General features: G+C 47.7%; 19 protein-coding genes. 16 read left to right on the forward strand and 3 right to left on the reverse strand.

What is annotated here, in order from left to right; all coding sequences use genetic code 11:
• Positions 1-19 precede the first annotated feature (19 nt).
• The 8 genes from WKT10_RS08575 (at position 20) to nrdD (ending at position 9,581) form a co-directional block, all read left to right on the forward strand.
• Positions 20-904: a carbohydrate ABC transporter permease gene (locus WKT10_RS08575; RefSeq protein ID WP_337932471.1), complete on the forward strand. Its 885-nt coding sequence runs from the start codon at positions 20-22 to the stop codon at positions 902-904.
• Positions 894-1,730 carry a carbohydrate ABC transporter permease gene (locus tag WKT10_RS08580; RefSeq protein ID WP_317437710.1) on the forward strand — a complete coding sequence of 279 codons (837 nt, stop codon included), beginning with the start codon at positions 894-896 and terminating at the stop codon, positions 1,728-1,730. Before WKT10_RS08575 ends, WKT10_RS08580 begins: the two co-directional genes overlap by 11 nt.
• Position 1,731: 1 nt before the next feature.
• Positions 1,732-2,916: an amidohydrolase family protein gene (locus WKT10_RS08585; protein WP_340276685.1), complete on the forward strand. Its 1,185-nt coding sequence runs from the start codon at positions 1,732-1,734 to the stop codon at positions 2,914-2,916.
• Between the two features lie 29 nt (positions 2,917-2,945).
• Positions 2,946-4,049, forward strand: a complete 1,104-nt coding sequence (locus WKT10_RS08590; RefSeq protein ID WP_337932475.1) for a D-TA family PLP-dependent enzyme — start codon at positions 2,946-2,948, stop codon at positions 4,047-4,049.
• A 37-nt stretch (positions 4,050-4,086) separates the two neighbouring features.
• The gene (locus WKT10_RS08595) at positions 4,087-5,217 is read left to right on the forward strand and encodes a M20 family metallopeptidase (RefSeq protein ID WP_337932477.1); all 1,131 of its coding nucleotides are present in this window, start codon (positions 4,087-4,089) and stop codon (positions 5,215-5,217) included.
• Between the two features lie 33 nt (positions 5,218-5,250).
• Entirely contained in the window at positions 5,251-5,718 is a 468-nt protein-coding gene (locus WKT10_RS08600; protein ID WP_317437706.1) for a RidA family protein, read from the forward strand.
• A 170-nt stretch (positions 5,719-5,888) separates the two neighbouring features.
• Positions 5,889-7,295: an alanine/glycine:cation symporter family protein gene (locus tag WKT10_RS08605; RefSeq protein ID WP_340276687.1), complete on the forward strand. Its 1,407-nt coding sequence runs from the start codon at positions 5,889-5,891 to the stop codon at positions 7,293-7,295.
• A 153-nt stretch (positions 7,296-7,448) separates the two neighbouring features.
• Positions 7,449-9,581, forward strand: coding sequence for an anaerobic ribonucleoside-triphosphate reductase (gene nrdD, locus WKT10_RS08610; RefSeq protein WP_066543607.1), 2,133 nt, complete (start codon positions 7,449-7,451; stop codon positions 9,579-9,581).
• 56 nt (positions 9,582-9,637) lie between these two features.
• On the opposite strand, the gene WKT10_RS08615 is transcribed toward nrdD, so the two are convergent.
• Together WKT10_RS08615 and WKT10_RS08620 are read right to left on the reverse strand one after the other, a co-directional pair.
• Positions 9,638-9,967, reverse strand: a complete 330-nt coding sequence (locus WKT10_RS08615; RefSeq protein WP_066543609.1) for a helix-turn-helix domain-containing protein — start codon at positions 9,965-9,967, stop codon at positions 9,638-9,640.
• Between the two features lie 189 nt (positions 9,968-10,156).
• A complete protein-coding gene (locus WKT10_RS08620) occupies positions 10,157-10,450 on the reverse strand; it encodes a helix-turn-helix domain-containing protein (protein WP_296037354.1) in 294 nt (97 codons plus the stop codon).
• Positions 10,451-10,912: 462 nt separating this feature from the next.
• Here WKT10_RS08620 and mscL point away from each other — a divergent pair, with 462 nt between their 5' ends.
• The 6 genes from mscL (at position 10,913) to WKT10_RS08650 (ending at position 17,364) form a co-directional block, all read left to right on the forward strand.
• The gene (gene mscL / locus WKT10_RS08625; RefSeq protein ID WP_066543613.1) at positions 10,913-11,374 is read left to right on the forward strand and encodes a large conductance mechanosensitive channel protein MscL; all 462 of its coding nucleotides are present in this window, start codon (positions 10,913-10,915) and stop codon (positions 11,372-11,374) included.
• Positions 11,375-11,392: 18 nt separating this feature from the next.
• Entirely contained in the window at positions 11,393-11,893 is a 501-nt protein-coding gene (nrdG, locus tag WKT10_RS08630) for an anaerobic ribonucleoside-triphosphate reductase activating protein (protein ID WP_066543615.1), read from the forward strand.
• 83 nt (positions 11,894-11,976) lie between these two features.
• Positions 11,977-12,492, forward strand: a complete 516-nt coding sequence (locus tag WKT10_RS08635; protein ID WP_066544017.1) for a deoxyuridine 5'-triphosphate nucleotidohydrolase — start codon at positions 11,977-11,979, stop codon at positions 12,490-12,492.
• Positions 12,493-12,494: 2 nt separating this feature from the next.
• Positions 12,495-13,532, forward strand: a complete 1,038-nt coding sequence (locus WKT10_RS08640; protein ID WP_337932824.1) for a tetratricopeptide repeat protein — start codon at positions 12,495-12,497, stop codon at positions 13,530-13,532.
• A gap of 8 nt (positions 13,533-13,540) precedes the next feature.
• The gene (gene hflX, locus WKT10_RS08645; protein ID WP_337433218.1) at positions 13,541-14,803 is read left to right on the forward strand and encodes a GTPase HflX; all 1,263 of its coding nucleotides are present in this window, start codon (positions 13,541-13,543) and stop codon (positions 14,801-14,803) included.
• 170 nt (positions 14,804-14,973) lie between these two features.
• Positions 14,974-17,364 (forward strand): ribonucleoside triphosphate reductase, encoded by a 2,391-nt coding sequence (locus WKT10_RS08650; protein WP_337433217.1) that lies wholly within the window; start codon positions 14,974-14,976, stop codon positions 17,362-17,364.
• A gap of 140 nt (positions 17,365-17,504) precedes the next feature.
• Here WKT10_RS08650 and WKT10_RS08655 read toward each other — a convergent pair whose 3' ends face one another.
• The gene (locus tag WKT10_RS08655; protein WP_066543620.1) at positions 17,505-17,951 is read right to left on the reverse strand and encodes an FMN-binding protein; all 447 of its coding nucleotides are present in this window, start codon (positions 17,949-17,951) and stop codon (positions 17,505-17,507) included.
• A gap of 55 nt (positions 17,952-18,006) precedes the next feature.
• Here WKT10_RS08655 and addB point away from each other — a divergent pair, with 55 nt between their 5' ends.
• Positions 18,007-21,495, forward strand: coding sequence for a helicase-exonuclease AddAB subunit AddB (gene addB, locus WKT10_RS08660; RefSeq protein ID WP_340276696.1), 3,489 nt, complete (start codon positions 18,007-18,009; stop codon positions 21,493-21,495).
• Complete coding sequence (gene addA, locus WKT10_RS08665) at positions 21,476-25,327, forward strand: helicase-exonuclease AddAB subunit AddA (RefSeq protein ID WP_340276698.1); 3,852 nt, start codon at positions 21,476-21,478, stop codon at positions 25,325-25,327. Before addB ends, addA begins: the two co-directional genes overlap by 20 nt.
• Positions 25,328-25,343: the final 16 nt, after the last annotated feature.

Genomic DNA, 25,343 nt, shown 5'->3' on the forward strand with positions numbered 1-25,343 from the left:
AGGGAAAGGAAGCGCAGGTATGAAGGACTTTATCAATAAGCACATCAAATGGGTGTTTTCCCTTCCAGCGTTGATTTTTATGCTGGTTATGATTGCAGTCCCTATTGTTATGACCATGTTTTTCAGTTTAAATGACTGGAATTTGCTGATGGGAAATGGGATGAAATTTAACTTTGGAAAAAATTATCTGGATGTGCTGTCCGGAAAGGAATTCTGGCAGTCTCTGGTAATCACATTTTACTACACCGGATTGGCTACGATTGCAGAGATGATGCTTGGGCTTGCGATTGCTTTAATCTTAAATAAAGATTTTCGCGGAAAAAATGCAGTAAAGACAATTGTACTTCTGCCTTATATGATGGCACCTGTGGCAGTGGGGTTAATGTGGATGCTGTTTTATGAGCCTTCTTCTGGTCTGATGAATTATATTTTTGCCTGTGTGGGTCTGCCGCGATCAGCTTTTGTTTCCGCAAAGGAAACAGTCATTCCGGCAATCGCGGCAGTAGAGACCTGGCAGATGACACCTATGGTTGTGATTGTCTGCCTGGCCGGACTTTCATCACTTCCCTCAGATCCTATGGAGGCAGCGAAGGTAGACGGAGCAACTTCGATTCAGACATTTTTCAAAGTAACATTGCCCCTTTTAACCCAAACTCTGTTTTCTATTGGCCTGCTCCGTTTTATAGATGTATTTAAGTCCTTTGATCTGATTTATGCCATGACAAAGGGAGGACCGGCCAATGCATCAAGGACATTAAACCTTTTTGCATATGAAACAGCATTTTCTTATTATAAATTTGGGCTAGCCTCAGCTATGCTGATGATCCTGTTTATTATTGTATTGCTGCTCAGTGTGCTGGTAATGAAGATTCAGAAAAGGCTGGTGGAATATTATGGCGGTTAATCCTTATAAAGTTCGTAAATGTGTCAAAAAAATATTGTTTGGAATCGCGGTATTGATCATTGTTATACCAATTTTATTTCCATTATATTTTGTACTAATTTCCTCTTTTAAAAATATGGCACAGGTGTATATTATGCCTCCAAAGCTCTTTGGATTTAAGCCTATTCTTGACAATTATATTTACATATTTAAAACACAGCATTATGGTACATATATTTGGAATTCAGCAGTAGTAGCTGTGGCATCTACCGGTTTTTCCATGCTGTTGGGTGTTCCTGCGGCATATGCGATTGCAAGGTATAAAATGGGAAAGATGAATACAGCGATTCTGACAGCTAGATTATTGCCAAATATTTCTATTCTGTTGCCTTATTATTTTATTTTTTCCAAGCTGAAAATGATAGATACTTATGGAGTTCTGATTTTAAGCCATATGGTACTGTCTCTTCCGCTGATTGTATGGATTATGACCGGATTTTTTGCAGATCTTCCCTTAGAATTGGAGGAGGCTGCTATTGTGGATGGATGCACCAGACAAAAATGTTTTACAAATGTGCTTCTTCCAATTAGTACACCAGGGCTTGTAACCTGTGCTACCTTATCTTTTTTAGGTTCCTGGAATAATTTCCAGTTTGCCCTTATTCTGAGTGGTGAAAAAACACGCACTCTTCCAGTTTCTCTTCAGTATTTTGTTTCGGGAGCAGACATCCGTTGGGGAAGAATGTTAGCGGCTACTATTGTAGTGATTGTACCAACGATCATTCTGACAATGATTCTTCAAAAATATATTGTGCAGGGAATGACGGCTGGTGCAGTAAAGGGATAAGATGGAAAAATATCTCATTCATGGAAAAGGAATTTATGATCCTGTATCAGGCAGGTATTGTGCAAATGGACTTTTGGTAAGCATTGGGAATAGTGACCAAGGAGTTGGAAGAATTCTTGAGCGAGGTGAGTTTAAGAAACTGAAAGCACATTATCCAGAATGCTATGTGATGGATCTGAAGGAACTGTGGATCCTTCCGGGACTGATTAATACTCATGTTCATCTGGAATTCAATCCGGAAGGGGACACGTTTTCTGTTTACAGGAAGGAAAATTCCAAAAAACACATAGATCGGGCGATACAGGCAGCCAGAAAGCTTCTGCGTTCAGGTGTAACAGGGGTGAGAGATGCGGGCAGTTCTATGGAATTGATTTGTGCGCTGAAAGACAGAGGGGATATTCCCAGTATACAATTTTGTGGGCCGCCGCTTACACTTCCAAGGGGCCATCTGTATTTCCTGGGCGGTGAAGTGCAGACTGAGACTGAAATTCAAAATGCTGTACAGAGGAGAGCTAAAGCAGGGTGTGGTTGTGTAAAATTGATTGCCAGCGGCGGTAGGCTGACACCTGGCTCCAAACCAGAACAAGATACATATACAAAAGAACAGATGTATATGGCCGTGAAAGAGGCTCATAAACTGGGGTTGAAAATAGCGGCCCATTGTCTGACAGGCACATCTGCCGTACATGCAATACAGGCTGGCGTGGACAGTATTGAGCATGCTGCGTGTTTTAAGAACGTTTCCGGTTGCTTGATGCGGGTTTGGGAGCCTGAATTATGGAGCGGATTGGATAAAACAAAAATTAAAAATGTTTTTTTGATGCCAGGCATATCAAATACCTGGGATCCTAATGTTGCGAAATGTGTACAAGCAGAGATTGCATGCAGATTGAAAGCAATGGGAATGCTGCTTACGGTCGGTACAGATGCAGGATGTCAAAATACATTTTTTGAGGAGACATGGAAGGAGATATGGCTTCTGACAGAGGTGTGTAAATTGACAGAAGCAGAGGCCTTATATACGGCTACTATACAGAGCGCACAGGCTTTGGGATGGGAGGATGTCGGAGGAACTAGTCAGGGATACAGGGCAGATTTGATTGCAGTTCGGGAAGATCCTTTAAAAGATATCAGAGTTCTCAGGAACGTGGAGCATACTTTTCTTGGAGGAAAAATGGTTTTTTAATGAAATGTTTATAACAGGAGGCATAGAAGATGAATCCATATGAGTTAAAGGATACAGAGAAAATTATTTCTCCAGCGCTTATTTATTATGAGAATATAATTCGCAGTAATATACTCAAAGCGATTGAGATAGCAGGAACAGCTGATAGGCTGTGGCCTCATGTGAAAAGCCACAAGTCTGCGGATATGCTGAAAATACAAATGGAATATGGGATCTCTAAATTTAAAACTGCTACGGTGGCAGAAGCTGAGATGGCGGCAGAAGCAGGAGCCAGCCATGTGATTTTGGCATATCCCCTGGTAGGGCCGAATCAGGAACGACTGGTTCGCTTAGCAATGGCTTATCCGGATACCTGTTTTTATGCAGTGGAGGATGACAGGGAACAGCTGAAAAAACTGGCAGATCTCTGTCTGGAAATGAACTATGAAATGAAGGTACTGATTGATGTGAATATGGGAATGAACCGTACAGGAGTATCTATTGATGATATGGAGAAGCTGTATCGTTATGGAAACAGTTTAGAGGGAATTCTTGTGGATGGACTGCACTGCTATGACGGCAACCATAATAACAAAGATATCCATCAGCGGATGGAGGATGTAAAAGAGACTGATGATAAGATAAAAGAAGTGATTGGAAATCTCCAAACAGATGGGATACCCTGTGAAATCATAGTAGCAGGCGGTACACCGTCATTTCCATGCCATGCCGCACTGACAGACTGGTATCTTTCACCAGGAACAGCTTTTATTACAGATGCAGGATATTATCAAAATTTGCCGGATCTTCCCTTTGTGCCAGGAGCTGCAGTAATGACGCGTGTTATTAGTCATCCGGCCCCCGGAGTTTTTACCACAGATTTGGGATATAAAGGGATTGCTGCTGATCCTGTGGGACAAAGGGGATTTATTGTGGGAATGGAGTATGCAGTTCCAGTGATACATAGTGAAGAGCATTGGGCTTTTAAAGTAGAGGATGAATCTCAGGTGCCTTCGGTGGGAAGTTGTCTATATGTGATTCCTACTCATATCTGTCCTACAAGTGCGCTTTATCCAGAGATTCTGACAGCAGAAGAGGGACAGTTAAAAGAAGCATGGCCAGTAACAGCAAGAAACCGTAGGATTCATTATTAAAAATATATGGAAAATCCATATCAGGAGGCGTAGGGGAATGGATCATATTGGGGTTTTTAAAATTTTGGAAAAACTCGTAAGCTTTGAAACGGTTTCTCCGCCAGGAAATGAGGCTGAAGCTGCCAGTTATCTGGCAAATCTTCTTACCGCTTTTGGGCTTCAATGCAGAGTACAGGAGCTTGGAAATGACAGGGCAAATTTAATTGCAGTCCTGGATGGGAAGGAACCAGGGCCAGAGCTAATGTTAAATGGTCATTTGGATGTAGTTCCAGCTCAGGGTTTGTGGAGTAGTGATCCCTTTGAGGTAAAATACTCGGAAGATGGAAAGCTGTTTGGCAGGGGAACTGCGGATATGAAGGGCGGGGTAGCAGCCATGTGTGCTGCAGCCATGGAGACAGCATCAGAAGGAGGCATAACGAGGGGAAGGTTAAAGCTTCTGTTTGTGGCAGATGAGGAGTGCTCTAATCTGGGAACCAGGGCTTACATGAAAGAGTATGGGCCGTCGGATTATGGTATTATTGGTGAGCCTACAGGACTGGCTGTGGCAGCAGCCCACAGAGGTGTTTCAAGGGATTATATTGAATTTACTGCCCCGGCACGCCATGCGGCTCTTCCGTCCAGAGAGAAGGATGCTGTGGAAAAAATGGCTTCTTTTGTTTTACAGATACGGGAAATAAATAAGAAGCTTGCAAAACTTACACATCCTCTTCTTCCTTCGCCAGGTATTTCTGTTACAAAATTGGAGGGCTATGAAAAGGATAATGTGGTTCCAGGGAAAACCCGAATTCTGCTGGATTTTCGTATTCTTCCGGGAATGCATCATGAAGCAGCAGTAGAAATATTACAAAATGGGCTTGCTTTGGCAGGTATTGCAGATGCCAGAATAGAATCTCATTTCTATATGCCGGGAGGAGAAATTTCACAGGAAGATCCCTTTGTGCTTTTATGCGCAAAAAAGAGACAGGAGATTTTGAAAACAGAAGAACCGATATGTGCATTTGATGCATCTTGCGAGCAGTGTTTTCTGGTGGAGCACGGTACAAAGACTGTTATCTGCGGGCCTGGCAATTTAGCGCAGGCCCATACAGTAAATGAATTTATAAATCGGCAGCAGATTCTCCAGGCAGTATCCCTGTATAAAGGGATTATAAAAGAAATATTGATATAAATGTGACAGGATCACAGAAAGGATGATAGAAATATGAGAGATATTTATGAGGTATTAAAGGAAAAACAGATTACATTGCCCCAGCCTCCGCCTAAGGGAGGGGTGTATACACCCGTACAGGAATTTGGTGAAAAAATGCTGTATTGTTCAGGTTGTGGACCAGATCTGGGAGAAGGAAATACAGTAATTGGAAAACTTGGAAAAGATTTGAGTTTGGAGGATGGGCAGAAAGCGGCATATAACTGTATGTTAAATCTTCTTGCAAATCTCCATGAAAAAACAGGCGATTTGAATCGGATAAAGCGTTTTGTAAAAGTACTTGCCTTTGTAAACAGTGCAGATGATTTTGGAATGCAGCCACAGGTTGTAAACGGCGGATCAAATCTGATTGCAGAGCTGTTTGGAGAGGAAGCGGGGCTTCCAGCTCGTTCTGCAATTGGCGTAAATGCTCTTCCGGGTGGGATTGCCTGCGAGATTGAGGTATTGGTAGAGTTAAGATAATAAAATATTTTCTTAGAACATCCGTAGTTTATTATTAAGAAGGTAATCTGCGGATGTTTGAGCAATGTAAAAATGTACACATAAAAAAACTTGCAACCACTTTGATTGTATGATACATTACTCTGGTAAAGTGAAGGAGTGTATTTACAATGCAAAGGGAGGACAGGAAGATGCTGCAATTTTTGAATACTGCGTTAAAGGCCATTGATGATCTTGTATGGGGAGTTCCGCTGATTGTGCTGATTTTGGCAACAGGGATTTATCTGACGGTACGTCTGAAGGGGATGCAGATCCGAAAACTTCCCGCTGCTCTGCGCTACATGGTTCAGAATGAAGAAGAGGGAAGCGGAGAGGTTACCAGCTTTGGAGCTCTTTGTACTGCCATGTCAGCAACGATCGGAACGGGAAATATTGTAGGTGTAGCGACCGCCATTGTGGCTGGTGGACCGGGCGCTTTATTCTGGATGTGGATTGCCGCTTTATTTGGAATGGCAACCAAATATGCAGAGGGTGTTCTGGCAATCTGCTATCGAAGTGTAGACAAAGAAACCGGTCATGTTTTGGGAGGTCCCTTTTACTATATCGAAAACGGAATGGGAAAGAAATGGAGATGGCTGGGAAAAATATTTGCTTTTTTTGGCGCCGGTGTCGGTCTTCTGGGAATCGGAACCTTTACTCAGGTTAATGGCATTACTTCTGCAGTAGGAGATTTTTTTGATAGTCAGAAAGCCTGTACAGTGGCGCTGTTTGGAAGAGAGTATACGGTGGCCGTGCTGATCGCCGGACTGATTTTGACAATTTGTGTTGCACTGGTGGTTTTGGGTGGATTGGAGCGTATTGCTACCGTTTCCCAGATTATCGTGCCGTTTATGGCTGTCTTTTATGTGGCTGCATGCATTACGATTTTATGTGTAAATGCACAAAGAGTTCCTATAGCATTTAAGATGATACTGGAAAGCGCCTTTGGGCTTCGGCCGGCAGCAGGAGGCGCTTTGGGAAGCATTCTTCTTGCAATGCAGAAGGGAATCGCAAGAGGCATTTTTTCAAATGAGGCAGGATTGGGAAGCGCTCCCATTGCTGCTGCAGCAGCCCGTACCAGAGAACCGGTTCGTCAGGGACTGGTTTCGATGACGGGAACCTTTATAGATACGATTATAATCTGTACCATGACAGGTCTTTCAATTGTGCTGACCGGAGCCTATGAGACAGGTCTGGAGGGGGTTGCAGTAACCACTTATGCCTTTAATCACGGGCTTCCTCTGCCCGCCTGGGCCAGTTCCTTTCTTCTGATGGCGTGCCTGATTTTCTTTGCATTTACAACTATTATAGGATGGAATTATTATGGGGAACGCTGTCTGGAGTATTTGTCAGGAGGAAGCAGACGTGCAGTAATGACGTATCGTTTCTTATATATCCTTGCTATTTTTATCGGGCCGTTTATGACGGTTGAGGCGGTCTGGACGATTGCCGATATCTTTAATGCGCTGATGGCAATTCCCAATCTGATTGCGGTACTTGCCCTCAGCGGAGTTGTTGCAGCAGAAACGGGAGATTACTGGAAACGAATGAAAAAATAAGATTGAAGTCTGATTTTAATACGCCTATTGACGGAGCCTTGTATCCATGGTAAGATAGCATCACCAATTAAGACACAATACATAGTGTGCTGACAAAAAAGATAAAACACAATATATAGTATATAATGTAATCGTTCTATTGAGAGGTGACGTATGGATCTAACCAGAGTAAAGGTAGTAAAAAAAGACGGAACAAAAGAGGATTTTAACGTTCAGAAGGTGATTTCCGCCATCAGCAAGTCCGCTGAGAGGGCCATGATCACATTTTCAAAGGCAGAACTGAATTTTATCTGCGAATTTGTAGAAGAGAAGGTTCAGGAGCTGGATCAGGAGCTGATCCCAATTCCCCAGATGCACAATATTGTAGAAGGCGCTCTTGAAAAGGTAAATCCTCTGGTGGCAAAGAGCTATCGGGATTACAGAAACTATAAGCAGGATTTTGTCCGGATGCTGGATGATGTGTATAAGAAGAGCCAGTCTATTATGTACATCGGTGATAAGGAGAACAGCAATACGGACAGCGCCCTGGTATCTACGAAGCGCAGCCTGATTTTTAATGAATTAAATAAATCCCTGTATCAGAAGTTTTTTATGACCGTGGAGGAGCTTCAGGCCTGCCGAGAGGGGTATATTTACATCCATGATATGTCTGCCAGACGCGACACCATGAACTGCTGTCTGTTTGATGTAAAGGCGGTTCTGACCGGGGGCTTTGAGATGGGAAATCTCTGGTATAACGAGCCGAAAACGTTGGATGTGGCCTTTGATGTGATCGGGGATATTGTCTTAAGTGCGGCCAGCCAGCAGTACGGAGGTTTTACGGTTCCCAGCGTGGAGGAGATCCTGGCGCCCTATGCGGAAAAGTCTTATGAAAAGTACATTGAAAAATATCTGGATCTGGGTCTTGCAGCGGACAAGGCCAAAGAGGTGGCCTGGAAGGATGTACAGAGGGATATGGAGCAGGGCTTTCAGGGATGGGAGTACAAGTTTAACTCCGTTTCTTCCAGCCGGGGAGATTACCCCTTTATCACCATGACAGCAGGCACGGGAACGAGCCGTTTTGCCAAGATGGCGACTATGACCATGCTCAATGTGCGCAAGGGCGGACAGGGAAAGAAGGATCATAAAAAGCCTGTGCTTTTCCCGAAGATCGTATTCCTTTATGATGAGGCTCTTCACGGGCCGGGAGGCGAGCTGGAGGATGTGTTTGAGGCAGGGATCGACTGCTCCAGCAAGACCATGTATCCCGACTGGCTGTCCCTGACGGGAAAGGGGTATATCGCCAGTATGTATAAGCGCTATGGCAAAATCATTTCCCCTATGGGCTGCCGTGCCTTTTTATCCCCCTGGTATGAGCGGGGCGGAATGTATCCGGCAGATGATAAGGACTCTCCCGTATTTGTGGGACGGTTTAATATCGGCGTAGTCAGCCTTCACCTTCCTATGATCCTTGCAAAGGCAAGACAGGAGAGCCGGGATTTCTACGAGGTGCTGGACTACTATCTGGAGCTGATCCGCAAGATCCATATCCGCACCTACGCTTACCTGGGCGAGCTGAAGGCATCTACCAATCCGCTGGCCTACTGTGAAGGCGGTTTTTACGGCGGTCATCTGGGCCTGCATGATAAGATCAAGCCCCTTCTTAAAACTGCCACAGCATCCTTTGGCATCACAGCCTTTAATGAGCTTCAGCAGCTGTATAACAAAAAGTCTCTGGTAGAAGATGGACAGTTTGCGCTGGAGGTTCTGGAGCATATCAATAAAAAGATTGAGGAATTTAAGGAAGAGGATGGCAATCTGTATGCCATTTATGCGACTCCGGCGGAAAATCTCTGCGGCCTTCAGGTAAAGCAGTTCCGTGAAAAGTACGGCATCATTGAAAATGTGTCGGACAGGGAGTATGTGAGCAACGGCTTCCATTGTCATGTGACAGAGGACATTACGCCGATTGAAAAGCAGGATCTGGAGTACCGTTTCTGGGAACTGAGCAACGGAGGAAAGATCCAGTATGTGAAATACCCCATCAGCTACAATAAAGAAGCCATCCGTACTCTGGTGCGCCGGGCGATGAAGATGGGCTTTTATGAGGGAGTAAATCTGTCGCTGGCTTACTGTGACGACTGCGGCCATGAGGAACTGGAGATGGATGTGTGTCCTGTCTGCGGCAGCCGCAACCTGACAAAGATTGACCGTATGAACGGTTACCTGAGTTATTCGAGAGTAAAGGGAGATACCCGTTTGAATGAAGCCAAGATGGCTGAAATAGCAGAGAGAAAGAGCATGTAAGAGAAATGAGCAAAAAGGCCGTCGGTATCTGATGCGTTCATCAGACCGGCGGCCTTTTATGGCTCAGACTGGGATTTAGCCAGTAACCCTTCTATATATCCTTCTGCCTTTTTCTTATCTCCCGGACTTAACCGGTCAAACAGTTCCAGAAAAGCCTTTTGCTGCTCTGTGATTGTAGCGGCGGAGCCGTCCGTACTGTAAAACTGGGAAATGGTAATGCCCATGGCCTCGCAGATATGGCGTATGGTGGGGACACTGGGGATGGAAGTGCGGCGGAAAAGATTTCCTATGCTGTTTGGAGAAACGTCCATTTCCTTTGCAAGGCGGTAATGGCTCCAGCCTCTGATGCGGCAGAGTTCTTCAATACGTTCCAGCTCAAAACTCATTGTAGTCATATCAGAAGAGACATCCTTAGAGGATCATCTGCTTCTGCCTCCTGTCGTGCTGTCATTTTCGTGCTTTGTATTATTGTATCCCACAGTTATAAAAAACATCAGGCTGAAATAGAGTGCATGATTTATGCACGAAATAGTGTACAAATGAATAAAAATTACCTTATGCGCAGAAATATACAGTTAGAATCTGCGGATGAAAGGATCTTTAAGCGCTTCTTCTTTGGGAGAGTCGGGGCGGTAGCCAAGGAGGCTGTTTGGGTCTGTTTCAAAGAATTCACACAGGCCTTTCAGTTCAATGTCAGTCACCAGACGTTTGCCGAGCTCGATCCGCAGAATGGTCAGCTTGGAAAAATTGTAGCCATTGACCTGCAGTCTGGCGGCCAGTTCATCCTGAGTCAGCTTTCGAGCCATCCGCAGCTGGCGGATCCGGCTGCCAATGATATTTTTCTGCTCACTGGTGGTTATCTTTCGCATAAAAACTCCTGAATTAATGGTGTACACAAGGCACACCTGTAAAATAATGGTTATGTACTAACTGATTGTAATGAAGAAAATCGAAAAAAAGGTTCCAATAATGAAATTTGGGAAAATAAATTTTGTGGAATAGGGGTCGCCCCCTCCTTCGTCCGTTTCCCAGGGCTCCGGTTTCCGGCTGTAAGTAAATCTAAGAGGCTGAAATTTTTCTAAAAACAAACGGCATATCAAAAACTCGCTGCGCTCAGACAGGCTTGATATGCCGTTTAACGAAAAATTTGATCCTCTAAGATTTACTTACAGCCTTCAAAGTCGCCCTGGGAAACGGATGGAGGAGGGGGCTTGGGATACTGTGAGGAAGGAAGTATGCACTTCCATGAATTTCCATGAGGGAAAATCAGGTGGAAAAAAAAGCGGGTTTATGTTAGACTGGTAGGTAGTACAAAAGAAAGGCTGGCGTATATGAAAAAGTTTATTGAAGAGTTTAAGGCATTTGCACTGAAGGGCAATATGGTCGATCTGGCAGTTGGTATGATTATCGGCAGTGCGTTTACCAGTATTGTTAATTCGCTGGTGAATGATATTTTTATGCCTGTGCTGAGTATTTTTACGGGAAAAATCGATTTTTCCAATATGTTTATTGCTCTGGATGGGAATAAATATCCTACCTTGGAGGCGGCTAAAGAAGTGACGGCTACCATTAACTATGGTTCTTTTATTACTCAGACCATCAATTTTCTGTTAATGGCTCTGGTGGTATTTCTGGCAGTAAAGGCCATCAGTCGTCTGGAAAAAATAGGAAAACAGCCGGAAGCGCCTAAAGCTCCTACGGAGAAAAAATGCCCCTACTGCAGCACCATGATCCCGTTGAGTGCTGTGCGGTGCCCTCACTGCACCTCTAATCTGGATGAACAGGAAAAATAAAGCAGGAGAATAAATAAGATGCGGTATCACAATATTACAAAGGATGATATGCTGAACGGAGAAGGGCTGCGGACTGTGCTGTGGGTGGCAGGATGCAGCCATAACTGTCCCGGCTGCCACAATCCCGTGACCTGGGATGTGAGGGGCGGACTGCCGTTTGATGAGGCGGCAAAAGAGGAGCTGTTTGCTGAACTGGAGAAGGATTATATTTCAGGTGTGACCTTCAGCGGAGGAGATCCCCTTCATCCGGCCAACAGAGAGGACATAGCCCGTCTGGCAGAGGAGATCCGCGGGCGTTATCCCAATAAGACCATATGGCTGTATACAGGCTATGACTGGGAGCAGATCTGTGAATTTGCGCTGCTTAAAAATATAGATGTAGTGGTGGATGGAGAATTCATAGAAGCATATAAGGACGGCAGCCTTCACTGGAAGGGAAGCTCCAATCAGAGAGTGATCGATGTGCAGAGATCCCTTCTTATGGGGGAAGCGGTGCTGTATGAGGAGCCGGACACATGAGGCAGAGCCCTTTGGCAGAAAACCGGCGAAAAGGGATAAAATAAGAGATTGAGAACAAAATACAGGAGAACAGAAAAACGATGATCAGCCGTATTGCAAAATTTCATAAAGTAAGCTTTGAACAATTTAAAGGAGACTGGGAGGATACCTTTGGAAAGCAGGAGGATATACGCAGTATTTATGAGGATATCCGTCTTCCGGAGCGTGCTACTTCAGGCTCTGCAGGATACGATTTTTTTGCTCCAAAAGCATTTGTTATTCAGCCGGGGGAAACGGTAAAGATCCCTACAGGCATCCGGGCAGAAATTGATGAGGGCTGGGTGCTGGCTTTATTTCCAAGAAGCAGCCTGGGATTTAAGTACCGCCTGCAGCTTAATAATACGGTAGGTATTATTGACAGCGATTATTTTTACTCAGATAATGAAGGCCATATGTTTATTAAGATAACGAATGATTCCAATGAAGATAAAACGCTGGAACTGCCAAAGGGCGCAGGCGTTGTCCAGGGTATTTTCCTGCCCTTCGGCATCACCTTAGATGATGCCAGCAGCGGACAGAGAAATGGCGGCTTTGGAAGCACAGATAAAGGAAGGAACTGATCATGGAAGGCAGCAGGAGAAGAAGCTCCTATCCAGGGGGGAGCCGTCCGCTGGGAGCAGGCCGTCCCGGTGATGCAGGCCGGCGGCCGGTAAGGGCCGGCTCTTCATCCGGCCGGAGAAATGGGGGAAACCCCAGGCGGAGAAGGAGAAAGCGCCTGATGAAACGGATTCTCACAGCAGCGTTCTGCCTTATTCTCACAGGAGGAATCGCCTTTGGCGTAAGCCGTCTGGCAGGCTCCTTTCATTTTTCAAAGAAAAAGAAGCTCAGAGCTCAGGGTATTGAGCTTTTAAGGGGAGGAGATGCAGGCGGCGCCGTTTCTGCGTTTGATGAGGCCTTAGCAGCGGCGGGAGATAAAAGCAAAACCTTTAATATCGACGTTCTTTCTTATCGGGCCGAGGCAGAGATGATGCTGGATGATTTTGAGGCAGCAAAACACAGCTGGGATCTGATCCTGGAACAGGGAGGAGATCCCATTTCCGGGCGGTATATGAAGAGCTTTTGCGAGAGCCGTCTGGGGAATAAGGATCAGGCAGTGGCTTTATACAGAGAGGCTCTGGGGATGGAAGAAAAAGGAAAAACATCCCCTGGTTATGAACAGGCTCTTTTGGCAGCAGGAGAAGCCTGTATGGAGGCAGGAGACCATGAGGGCGCCAAGGTATTATATGAAGAGGCCTTAAGAACGACAGGAGGAGATGGGAGATTTGAAAGCAGGGTTCGCTGCCAGATGGGCTTATACCAGATGGCTGAAGAGGACTACGAAGGAGCTGCTGATTCGTTTTATCAGGGATATGACCGGCTGATCACCAGTTATAAGGCAGGTACGGGAGCCAGCCTGGATCAGGCAGCGGCAGCAATCACAGAGGAAAATCAGGCAGACTGGCAGCTTCTTAAGAAGCTGGCGTTTTACCAGGCGGCTGTCTGTGAGTATATGCAGAACTATGAAGAGGCCAAAAGCCGTTTTGAAACATATATCCAGGTATTTGGGCCGGATGAGGCGGCGCAGCATGAGATTGACTTTTTAAATACCAGGATACGGTAGGGAGATATATGGCAGAACTGATTGATTTAAAGGAACTGGAGGAGCGGGTGATCCTGATCGCTGTAAATGTGGGCGATGAGAGGGAGACGTCAGCTTCTCTGGATGAACTGGAAGAACTGGCTCAGACTGCGGGAGCAGTCCCCATTGCAAGGATCGTTCAGAACCGTGAAGCTGTTCATCCTGGGACCTATCTGGGAAAAGGGAAGATTTTAGAGATTCGAGAGCTCCTGGCTGACACGGGGGCAACGGGTGTCATCTGTGATGATGAGCTTTCCCCGGCCCAGCTGCGCAATCTGGAAGATGCGCTGGATACAAAGGTCATGGACCGCACCATGGTGATCCTGGATATTTTTGCCTCCAGGGCTCATACAAGAGAAGGAAAGATCCAGGTGGAACTGGCGCAGCTGCGTTACCGGGCCATCCGTCTGGTAGGCATGAGAAATTCTCTTTCACGTCTGGGCGGCGGTATCGGAACCAGGGGACCGGGAGAGAAAAAGCTGGAGACAGACCGCCGTCTGATCCACCAGCGGATTGGCCAGTTAAAGCGGGAGCTGGAGGATGTAAAGCGCCATAGAGAGGTCACAAGGCAGCACAGGGAGAAAAATTACAGCCTGACAGCAGCCATTGTGGGATATACCAATGCGGGAAAATCCACTCTGTTAAACCGGCTGACAGGAGCAGGGATCCTGGCGGAAAACAAGCTTTTTGCGACTCTGGATCCCACTACAAGGGCCTTTGTAATGGCAGATGGACAGCAGATCCTTTTGACGGATACGGTAGGATTTATCCGTAAGCTGCCCCATCATCTGATCGATGCCTTTAAGAGTACCCTGGAGGAGGCCCGCTACAGCGATGTGATCCTCCATGTGGTGGACTGCTCCAATCCCCAGATGGATATGCAGATGCATGTGGTAAAGGAAACCTTAAGAGAACTTGAGATTGTGGATAAGACCGTGGTGACGGTGTTTAATAAGATTGACCGTTTGGAGGGAAAGGAGACGGAGCTGCTTCCCAGAGATTTTTCCTCAGACTATCAGGTGAGGATTTCCGCTAAGACAGGAGACGGGTTAAAGAATCTGGAGCAGATTCTTGGGGGCATTATCCGCAGCAGCCGGGTTTATCTGGAAAAGGTATATCCCTACAGCGGTGCGGGAAAGATCCAGACCATACGCGCCTACGGACAGCTTTTGTCCGAGGAGTATACGGAGCAGGGCATTGCAGTAAAGGCCTATGTGCCCGCAGAGCTTTTTGAAGGGCTGTACCGGGATTAAACATACCATCAGTGGCAGTATTAGAAAATATAATAAAACACAACATCTTGTTTAATATATAACATATGGCATAGATGTTGTGTTTTTTGTGTTCCTCTGCTATAATGAAAAATACATTTCGGTTTAAGTGTGGTAGCTTGTATTTGGAATGTTGAAAGGAGTTTTGAGGTATGATCCAGGTGGTAAAGAGGGATGGGGAAACCGCTGAGTTTTGTCTGAAAAAGATAACGGAGGCAATTAAAAAGGCATTTAGGGCAACGGGGAATGAGTTTAATGATGAGATTTTAGAACTGCTTTCCCTGCGCGTGACGGCTGATTTTCAGCCCAGGATGAAGGATGGAAGCATTTCTGTGGAGGAGATCCAGGACAGCGTGGAGCATGTGCTGGAGCAGACCGGCTACACGGATGTAGCAAAGGCTTATATTCTTTACAGGAAGCAGCGGGAGAAGATCCGCAGCATGAACAGCGCTCTGCTGAACTATAAGGACGTGGTAAACAGCTATGTAAAGGTGGAGGACTGGCGTGTAAAGGAAAATTCCACAGTGACCTATTCCGTAGGCGGCCTGATCCTGAGTAATTCCGGCGCGGTGACGGCAAACTACTGGCTCAGCGAGATCTATGATCAGGAGATTGCAGATGCCCACAGAAATGCGGATATCCATATCCATGATCTTTCCATGCTCACAGGCTACTGTGCCGGCTGGTCTTTAAAGCAGCTTCTGATGGAGGGACTGGGGGGGATTCCGGGAAAGATCACCTCGGCTCCTGCAAAGCATTTGTCCGTTCTGTGCAACCAGATGGTAAATTTTTTGGGAATCATGCAGAACGAGTGGGCAGGCGCTCAGGCGTTTTCCTCCTTTGATACCTATCTGGCTCCCTTTGTAAAAGCAGACCATCTGTCCTACGGGGAGGTAAAAAAGTGTATTGAATCCTTTATTTACGGAGTAAATACCCCCAGCCGCTGGGGAACGCAGGCGCCTTTTTCCAACATCACTCTGGACTGGACCGTTCCCGATGATATGGCAGAGATGAATGCCATTGTAGGCGGCCGGGAGATGGATTTTAAATATAAGGACTGTAAGGCAGAGATGGACATGGTAAACCGGGCCTTTATTGAAACCATGATCGAGGGAGATGCCAATGGACGGGGCTTCCAGTATCCTATTCCCACCTATTCCATTACAAAGGTTTTTGACTGGTCTGATACGGAGAACAATCGCCTGCTTTTTGAGATGACTTCCAAATACGGAACTCCATATTTTTCCAATTACATTAACAGTGATATGCAGCCGAGCGATGTGCGCAGTATGTGTTGCCGTCTGCGTCTGGATTTGAGGGAGCTGCGGCGCAAGACGGGAGGATTTTTCGGCTCAGGAGAAAGTACAGGTTCTGTGGGCGTGGTGACGATCAATATTCCGAGAATTGCGTATCTGGCAGAAGATGAGGCGGATTTTTACCGCCGTCTGGACCGGATGATGGATATCAGCGCCAGATCCTTAAAGACCAAGCGGGAAGTGATCACAAAGCTTCTGGAGCAGGGATTGTACCCCTATACGAAACGGTATCTTGGCACTTTTGAAAATCATTTTTCCACCATCGGCCTCATCGGCATGAATGAAGCAGGGCTGAATGCACGCTGGATCCGGAAGGATATGACCCAGCCGGAGTGCCAGAGGTTTACCAGAGAGGTTCTGGATCATATGAGAGAGCGGCTGTCGGACTATCAGGAGGAGTATGGCGACCTCTACAATCTGGAGGCTACTCCTGCAGAGTCTACCACTTACCGTCTGGCAAAGCATGATAAGGAGCGCTATCCCGATATTATCACCGCGGGAAAGGAAGGGGAAACGCCCTATTATACCAACAGCTCTCACCTTCCTGTAGGCTATACAGAGGATATTTTCGATGCGCTGGATATCCAGGACGAGCTTCAGACCCGCTATACCTCAGGTACGGTGTTCCATGCCTTTCTGGGAGAAAAGCTGCCGGACTGGAAGGCAGCTGCCAGTCTGGTGCGTACGATCGCGCAGAATTATAAGCTTCCATATTATACCCTGTCTCCCACTTATTCCATCTGTAAAAGTCACGGCTATCTGGCAGGAGAGCACTTTACCTGTCCGATCTGTAAGCAGAAGGCAGAGGTTTACAGCCGCATCACAGGGTATTACCGTCCTGTACAGAACTGGAATGAGGGAAAACTTCAGGAATATAAGGACCGTGTAACATATGATACAGGAAAATCCGTCCTGAAAAAAGAGCCGGTTTCCATGAGGCCGGTGGAACGTGTGGAAGCGGAATCTCAGAATGAGAGCGGGGAGGGTTTAAAAAAGAAGCCCCAGCTGTATCTGTTTACAACCAGAACCTGTCCAAACTGCCGCACAGCCAAAGAATTTTTAAAGGGCGTGGATTATCAGATCATTGACGCCGAGGAGCATCCGGAGCTGGCAGAGAAGTTTGGGATCATGCAGGCTCCTACTCTTGTTCTGGTGCGGGACGGCATGGTGCAGAAATTTGCCAATGCGTCCAATATCCGCAGATTTGCGGAAGAAGTAAAAGCCTGAAGCCGGGCAGCGAACATTGCATGCCAGACCGGGCATACGGCAAAGTGTAAAACGTATGATACACAGGGTTTAAAACGTCCCCCGGACTGCGGTCGAAAAGACTTGCGGCCCGGGGGTTTTTGGGTGATAATGAGTAAGAGTCAGGGCTTTGCTTTGCCAAGAGCCGTATTTACGGCCTGTAAAAGAGCCAGGGAGGTGTAGCGGGAGGAGTCAGGGTATGTAAGATTCTCCGTTGACTGGGTGTTCACGATTTGCTCTGCCAGGCCTTCCATGGTGGGCTGCATCAGGGGATACATGGTGGCGACAGCTTCGCTTAGGGGCACCAGGGTCACGGCACGGATCTGATCCTTATCAACCGTTACCTCTACATTTACCTGTTCGTTTCCAAGGGTCAGGGAGGTGCTGTAGACGCCGGGAACATAGGCGGTCTGCTGTGCCTTTGCGGCATCTGTTTCGGAAGTATTTTCATCTCCATGGCGGAACATGATGAAACAGAGGGTGATAAGGAGAATGGCCAGTCCGGCGAAAATGGCTGTGTAGATGATCTCCTTCATCCGCAGCACCACGATTTTGGTTTTGGAACTCATAGTGTCAGGACCTCTGAGAGAATTTGTTACAGCATATGAGACGGGAGGATAAAATATGTCATTGCAGTTTGTTATGGGAGGCGCAGGTTCGGGAAAAACACGGTATCTGTATCAAACAGCCATAAAACAGGCCGTGGAGCAGCCGGACCGGCTGTTCCTGTTTGTTGTACCGGAGCAGTATACCATGCAGACACAAAAGGAACTGGTGCGCCTTCACCCCAGAAAGGGCCTGATGAACATGGACGTTTTAAGCTTTAAGCGTCTGGCCTACCGGGTATTTGAGGATCTGGGAGTGCAGGTTCCGGCTGTGCTGGATGATATGGGAAAATCCATGGTACTCAGAAAGGTAGCCGGAATGGTAAGGCGGGATCTGGGGCTTTACGGCAGCCATTTAGAGCAGCCAGGCTTTATCAGTCAGCTGAAATCACAGATTTCAGAGCTGGGCCAGTACGGCATCCGCCCGGAGGATTTAAAACAGGTAGAGGCAGAAACGGATCATCCTCTTTTAAAGGACAAGCTTAAGGATCTGGGAGTGATCTATAAGAGCTTTCGGGACTATATTGAGGATCACTATATTACGGCAGAGGAAATTCTGGATATCCTTTGCAGGGAACTTCCAAGATGGGAAAAGCTGAAAAACAGCGTGATCTATCTGGACGGCTATACAGGCTTTACTCCGGTACAGTACCGGCTGGCGGAGCTGTTTATGCTCCATGCCAGAGAGGTAGTATGTACGGTGACCGTGGATCTGCGGGAAAGTCCCTATGAGAAATGCGGGATCCAGCATTTGTTTTACATGGGACGTCATACCGTATGCCGGTTAAAGGAGCTGGCAGACCGCCATCATGTGGAAATAAAACAGGAAATCCGCTGTGACAGGCATCCGGGCTGGCGGTTTAAAGACAGCGAAAGCCTGGATTTTCTGGAACAGAATCTGTACCGGTATACGGGAAAGGTATGGGCAGGGAAAAAGCCTGATATCCGGCTGTGCCAGGGAAAGACTCCGGCAGAGGAGGCTGCTTATATCTGCACCATGGTAAACCGGCTGGTGCGGGAAGACGGCCTTCGATACAGGGAGATTGCTGTGATTACGGGAGATCCTGTTTCCTATGGCAGAGAGCTTATACATCCCTTTGAGGAAGCAGGGATTCCCTATTTTATGGATCAGAAGAAAAGCATTCTGGAAAATCCTATGGTAGAGCTTATACGGGCAGCACTGGAAACGGTCCGGGACTGCTCCTATGAGAGCGTGTTCCGTTATCTGAAAACAGGACTGGTATATGACAGAGAAACGGGGAATTCAGAGGAAAATGAAGATACTCCTGTATTTTCCAGGGAAAATGTGTCTGTTCTTACCGATCGACTGGAAAATTATGTAAGAGCTCTGGGAATCCGGGGATGGAAGAAATGGGATCAGGAGTGGACCAGGCCTTCTCGGGGCGGAGAACGGCTCAATTTAAAGGAATTAAATCAGTACCGCCAGTGGGTTTTAGCCCCTCTTAAGGAGCTGCGGGAAGCATTTTCACAGGAAGGAGCCTCTATTTCTACAGTGACATCCGCCGTAAGAAGCTTTTTAGAGAAGATGGAACTTAAGGAAAAGCTGGAGGAATATGCAGAGTTTTTTGAAATGAGGCATTGCCGGGGAGATGAGAATCTGGCAAAGGAGTATGGTCAGGTCTATGAACGTGTGGAGGAGCTGCTTTTGCGTCTGGAGGGGCTGTTGGGCGAGGAAAAGGCAGACCGGAAAAATTATATCCAGATACTGGAAGCTGGATTTGAGGAAATCCGGGTGGGCGTGATCCCTGCTACGGCAGATCAGGTGATGATCGGAGATCTGACCCGAAGCCGTCTGGAATCGGTGAAGGTCTTATTTTTCGCCGGATTAAACGAAGGCCTTGTACCTCAGAGAAAATCAGGAGGAAGTCTTTTGACAGATACAGACCGGGAAATCTTCCGTTCCTTTGATATGGAGCTGGCGCCTACGGCCAGAGAGGACAGCTGTATTCAGAAATTTTATCTGTATTTAATGCTGTGCAAGCCCTCACGCAAATTGATCCTTACCTGGGCTGCCTCTTCGGGAGACGGAAAGAGTATGCGCCCCTCCAGCCTGATCGGAGAGGTAAAAAAGCTGTTTGGGGAGCTTCGGGAGGAAATCTGCTTTGAAGAGGGATATCCCATCCAGACGATCTGGGACGGAAGACAACGGCTTATAGGGATGCTGCGTGAGGCCAGGGAAAGTCAGGAAAAGAAGCCGGCATTTTTAGAGCTGTACCGCTATTTTTACAGTGAGGAGGCGTACAGGGAACAGGTAAAACAGCTGGTGAATGCGGCCTTTTTTACCTATGAGGACCGCGGGATCGGACGGGCTGCAGCCAGAGCGCTTTACGGAAGGACTCTGGAGGGAAGCGTTACCCGGCTGGAGCAGTTCGCTTCCTGTGCCTATGCCCATTTTCTGAAATTCGGCCTGGAGCTCATGGAGCGGCAGGAATACCGGCTGGAGGCAGTGGATATGGGAAATCTGTTCCACCAGTCCATTGACCTGTGCTTTCAGGCGATCCAGAGCAGGAAGCTGGACTGGAAAGGGATTACGGAGGCTGAGAGAAAGGCTCTGGTAAGGGAATGTGTGGAGCAGGTGACAGGCCAGTATGGGAATACCATTATGGAAAGCTCTGCCCGCAATGCCTATCTGGCCCGCCGGGTGGAACGGATCACAGACCGTACCATCTGGGCTCTGGCAGAGCAGGTGAAAAAGGGAGATTTTGTACCGGCAGGTTTCGAGGTGTCCTTTTCCGCCATTGATGATCTGAAGGCCATGCGGATCCGGCTGTCCGAGGACGAAAAGCTCCAGCTGAAGGGGCGGATTGACCGGCTGGATCTGTGCGAGGATGAGGAGCATATCTATGTGAAAATCATTGACTACAAATCAGGGAGCACCTCCTTTGACCTGGCGGCCCTTTATTACGGCCTCCAGCTTCAGCTGGTGGTGTACATGGATGCTGCATTAGAGATGCAGGAGCGGAAGAATCCGGGAAAGGAGGCCGTACCTGCGGGGATTTTCTATTACAACATTAAGGATCCGGTAGTGGACAAGGATGGGGAAATGAGCCCGGAGTTTATTGAGAAGCAGATTTTAAAGCAGCTTCGGATGAATGGGCTGGTAAACAGCGACCTGGATGTGATCCATCATCTGGATCGTGAGATGGTGAAGGATTCGGATGTGATCCCGGTTGTATTCGGAAAGGACGGAGGCGTGCAGGAATCACGTTCCAGCGTGGCAAAGGCGGTGCAGTTTGAAACCCTTCGCGCCTTTGTGGGACGGAAACTGAAAGCTTCGGGAAAACAGATCCTTAACGGCGATACGGCGCTTCGTCCTTATAAGCAGGGAAGCCGTACTGCCTGTGATTACTGTCCGTATCATGCAGTCTGCGGCTTTGATACCAAGACAGCAGGCTATGGCTTCAGGCAGCTTTGTTCCATGAGCCCGAACGCAGTATGGGAGGCCATCGAGAGAGAGGAGGAAGAAAATGGCAGTGAACTGGACTGATGAACAAAAACAGGTCATTAACAGCCGGAACAGCAGTCTTTTAGTCTCTGCTGCAGCAGGCAGCGGAAAGACGGCCGTACTGGTAGAAAGGATCATTTCCATGATCAGCGAGGGGGATCATCCGTTAAATATTGACCAGCTTCTGGTAATGACCTTTACCAATGCGGCGGCGGCTGAGATGCGTGAGAGGATTGGCGCGGCAGTAGAAAAAAAGCTGCGGGAGCATCCCCTAGATGAGCACCTGTGGCTTCAGGCTGCCTTAATTCCCCAGGCCCAGATCATGACCATTGACAGCTTCTGCCTGAATCTCATACGAAACCATTACAACAGCCTTGACATTGACCCGTCTTTTCGGATCGGGGATGAGGGGGAGCTGACCCTATTAAGGGGCGATGTGATGGAGGAGCTCTTAGAGGCGTGTTATCAGGAGGAAAATGAAGATTTTATCCGGTTTGCAGAGCAGTTTGGGGCCGGAAAGTCGGATAAGGCCATGGAGGATGTGATCGTACAGGCCTGGCAGTTTTCCCAGAGCCATCCATGGCCCGGCGAATGGCTGGACGAATGCAGACGGCAGCTGAAACAGGAGGCAGAGGGAAATCTGGATGAAAGCCCGTGGATGAAATTCCTTTTAAAGGACACGGCGCTGCAGATGGAGGAGCTTACACATCAGCTTCAGGCGGCCTTGGAGGTGTGCAGGGAGGAAGGGGGACCTGCCGTTTATGAGCCCATGCTGGAAAATGACCTTGCAGGGCTTTTAGGAATTAAGAAGGCGGCGGAAAGAGGAACCTTTGAGAAGCTTTATGAAGCCCTTCAGGCTATGGAGTTTGTCCGTCTGGCAGCGGCCAGAAACAAGGCCATTGACGAGGATAAAAAGGAGTATGTAAAGGAATGCCGGACCCAGGTGAAAAAGCTGGTTGAAAAATGCCGGGAAAGCTTTGGCTTTCAGAGTCCAAAAGAAGCGGCAGAGGCGATGGCAGGGGCTGCTCCTGTGGTTGAAACGCTCCTTGATATGGTACAGAAATTTGACGATTTTTACCGGGAGGCAAAGCGGGAGCGGAATGTACTTGATTTTAACGATCTGGAGCATCTGGCCTTAGAGGTGCTTCTTGAGGGAGATTCTCCCAGACAGCCTTCGGCAGTGGCAAAAGAGCTTCAGAGGCAGTATGAGGAGATCCTGGTGGATGAATATCAGGATAGCAACCTGGTTCAGGAAACATTGATCGGGAGCATTTCAAGAGAAGAAACGGGCCATCCCAACGTGTTTATGGTAGGAGATGTAAAGCAGAGCATTTACCGCTTCCGTCTGGCGAGACCGGAGCTTTTCTTGGAGAAGTATGCATCCTATACCAGAGAAAAAAGCCCTCACCAGATGATTGAACTCAGGCAGAATTTCCGAAGCCGGGACACGGTGTTAGCCTTTATCAATGACATTTTTTACCAGATCATGACGCCGGGGCTGGGCGGTATCCGGTACACCGAGGAAACCGCCCTGTATCCGGGAGCTGTTTTTGCATCGGCAGAGGGAATGGCCGGAGTTCCATCCAGGCTTTTGATGGCGGATACGGGATCAGATGCCTATAAACAGCTGGATGAGGATGCCATGGGATATACGGCAAGAGAAATGGAAGCAAAGATGATCGCAGGAGAAATACGACGGCTGACCGATGAAACGGACGGCCTTCTTGTGTGGGATAAGGAGCAGGAGAAATACAGAAGGGCCTGTCTGGGAGATATGGTGATCCTTCTTCGGAGCATGACCGGCTGGTCCGAGACTTTAGTCAGCGTGCTGATGAATGAGGGAATCCCCGCCAGAGCCCAGACACGCACCGGGTATTTTTCCACCACAGAGGTTGAAACGGTTTTAAGCCTGCTGTCCGTGATTGACAATCCCATGCAGGACATTCCCCTTGCAGCAGTTTTGCGCTCCCCTGTAGTGGGAATGAGTGATGATGAGATGGCCTGGATGATGGCGTCCTATAAGAAAAACACAAAAAAAGGCCAGGACAGGGGCGTATATGGAGCATGGAAACTGTGGGAGGAAGAACGGGAGCATCCGGGTCTGAGAGAAGCTTTGGAGCATCCGGGTGGAGCATTTGAGAATGAAACCGGAGACTCCGAGGATGCAGTCCGGATAGGCGCCGCCGTTGTCCCAGTGGAGCAGGCTGCACTTATATGGAAAAAACTGGAGGATTTCGGAGCGCTTTTAAAGGAGCTGCGCACAGAGGCCAGATATCGCCCTATCCACGAACTGCTGTATTATGTATACAGGCGCAGCGGATATTATGATTATGTATCTGCCATGCCTGCAGGAGAGATCCGCCGGGGCAATCTGGATATGCTGGTGGAAAAGGCAGCGGCTTATGAGGCGACCAGCTACAAGGGTCTATTCCATTTTGTAAGGTATATTGAACGGCTGAAAAAATACGATACGGATTTCGGAGAAGCCGCCGTGGCCGGCGAGGAAAAAAACATGGTCCGCATTATGAGTATCCACAAAAGCAAGGGACTGGAATTTCCGGTGGTATTTCTGGCAGGAATGGGAAAAAAGTTTAATCAGCGGGATGCTTACGGCACTCTTCTTTTAGATGCAGACATGGGGGCGGCAGCCGATTGGCTGGATCTTAAGCTGCGCACAAAGACTCCTACGCTCAAAAAACAGGTTTTAAAACGGCGGCTGGAACTGGAAACCATGGGAGAGGAGCTCAGGATTCTCTATGTAGCCATGACCCGTGCAAAAGAGGCGCTGATCATGACAGGAACGGACCGCAGCCTTTCAAGTAAGCTGGAGCGCTGGAGAACCGGAAGGACGGAGGGAAAACAGCTTCCATTCACTCTTTTATCCGGAGCAGGTTCCTATCTGGACTGGATTCTTATGGCAGCCGGGGCAGTGCCGCAGGAACATTTTGAAATGCTCAAGGTACAGCCCGAAACACTGGTGGGAGAAGAAGTAACAAGACAGATGGAACGGAAAATGGCAAAGGAGGATCTGTTGGAACTGGATGCAGGTTATACCTATGATGAAGAGATGAAAAAGGAACTGGAACAGGCATTTTCCTATGGTTATCCTTATGAAAGCGATACAGGGCTTTACACGCTGGTTTCCGTGTCTGAGCTTAAAAAGCAGAGCCAGATCGGCCGGGAAGAGGAGGCGATGGGAACCGGCCGGGAAGAGGACGGCTGGATCAGGGAGCTGGACGAGGCAGAAGAAGGCTTGGTCAAAGAGACAGAAGCAGGGGGGACGGTTCAGGAAGCAGAAGCCTCTGAAGCAGGAGCGAAAGAAGGGAAGAAGGTTTATGGCCGGTCAGGCGGTTCTAAGAGAGGTACTGCATACCACCGGGCGCTGGAATGTCTTTCCTTCCATGAACTGCACAGCCTTTCAGATACAAAAAAGGCCCTGCTTTCGCTCTATGAGCAGGGATATCTGGATCAGGAGTCTTATGAGTGGATCAACCCCTGGGATATTTGGAAATTTGTGGAAAGCCCGCTGGGAAAATCCATGGCAAAGGCGCAGGCAGAGGGGCGGCTTTTTAAGGAACAGCAGTTTATGATTGGTGTTCCCGCTTCCGAAATGGGCCATGAGGACTCTGAAGAGCTGGTGCTGGTTCAGGGAGTCATTGACGCTTTTATCGAAGAGCCGGAGGGACTTCTGTTAATCGATTACAAGACAGACAGGATATCCGGAAAGGATAAAGAAATGGGGAAAGAGCGTTTAAAGGAGCGCTACCGGACTCAGATTGACTGCTACGAACGGGCATTGTGCCAGATCACAGGGAAAACGGTAGTGCGAAGGTGTATCTACTCCTTTGCATTAAGAGAAGAGATAGAGATTTAACCCGAAACGGTCCCGG

The sequence above is a fragment of the Enterocloster sp. HCN-30185 genome (assembly GCF_037890305.1).
Classification (GTDB): Bacteria; Bacillota; Clostridia; order Lachnospirales; family Lachnospiraceae; genus Enterocloster.

Coding starts and splice junctions, on each gene's coding strand:
- WKT10_RS08575 (WP_337932471.1), top strand. CDS start 20: ATGAAGGACTTTATCAATAAGCACATCAAATGGGTGTTTTCCCTTCCA.
- WKT10_RS08580 (WP_317437710.1), top strand. CDS start 894: ATGGCGGTTAATCCTTATAAAGTTCGTAAATGTGTCAAAAAAATATTG.
- WKT10_RS08585 (WP_340276685.1), top strand. CDS start 1,732: ATGGAAAAATATCTCATTCATGGAAAAGGAATTTATGATCCTGTATCA.
- WKT10_RS08590 (WP_337932475.1), top strand. CDS start 2,946: ATGAATCCATATGAGTTAAAGGATACAGAGAAAATTATTTCTCCAGCG.
- WKT10_RS08595 (WP_337932477.1), top strand. CDS start 4,087: ATGGATCATATTGGGGTTTTTAAAATTTTGGAAAAACTCGTAAGCTTT.
- WKT10_RS08600 (WP_317437706.1), top strand. CDS start 5,251: ATGAGAGATATTTATGAGGTATTAAAGGAAAAACAGATTACATTGCCC.
- WKT10_RS08605 (WP_340276687.1), top strand. CDS start 5,889: ATGCTGCAATTTTTGAATACTGCGTTAAAGGCCATTGATGATCTTGTA.
- nrdD (WP_066543607.1), top strand. CDS start 7,449: ATGGATCTAACCAGAGTAAAGGTAGTAAAAAAAGACGGAACAAAAGAG.
- WKT10_RS08615 (WP_066543609.1), bottom strand. CDS start 9,967: ATGAGTTTTGAGCTGGAACGTATTGAAGAACTCTGCCGCATCAGAGGC.
- WKT10_RS08620 (WP_296037354.1), bottom strand. CDS start 10,450: ATGCGAAAGATAACCACCAGTGAGCAGAAAAATATCATTGGCAGCCGG.
- mscL (WP_066543613.1), top strand. CDS start 10,913: ATGAAAAAGTTTATTGAAGAGTTTAAGGCATTTGCACTGAAGGGCAAT.
- nrdG (WP_066543615.1), top strand. CDS start 11,393: ATGCGGTATCACAATATTACAAAGGATGATATGCTGAACGGAGAAGGG.
- WKT10_RS08640 (WP_337932824.1), top strand. CDS start 12,495: ATGGAAGGCAGCAGGAGAAGAAGCTCCTATCCAGGGGGGAGCCGTCCG.
- hflX (WP_337433218.1), top strand. CDS start 13,541: ATGGCAGAACTGATTGATTTAAAGGAACTGGAGGAGCGGGTGATCCTG.
- WKT10_RS08650 (WP_337433217.1), top strand. CDS start 14,974: ATGATCCAGGTGGTAAAGAGGGATGGGGAAACCGCTGAGTTTTGTCTG.
- WKT10_RS08655 (WP_066543620.1), bottom strand. CDS start 17,951: ATGAGTTCCAAAACCAAAATCGTGGTGCTGCGGATGAAGGAGATCATC.
- addB (WP_340276696.1), top strand. CDS start 18,007: ATGTCATTGCAGTTTGTTATGGGAGGCGCAGGTTCGGGAAAAACACGG.
- addA (WP_340276698.1), top strand. CDS start 21,476: ATGGCAGTGAACTGGACTGATGAACAAAAACAGGTCATTAACAGCCGG.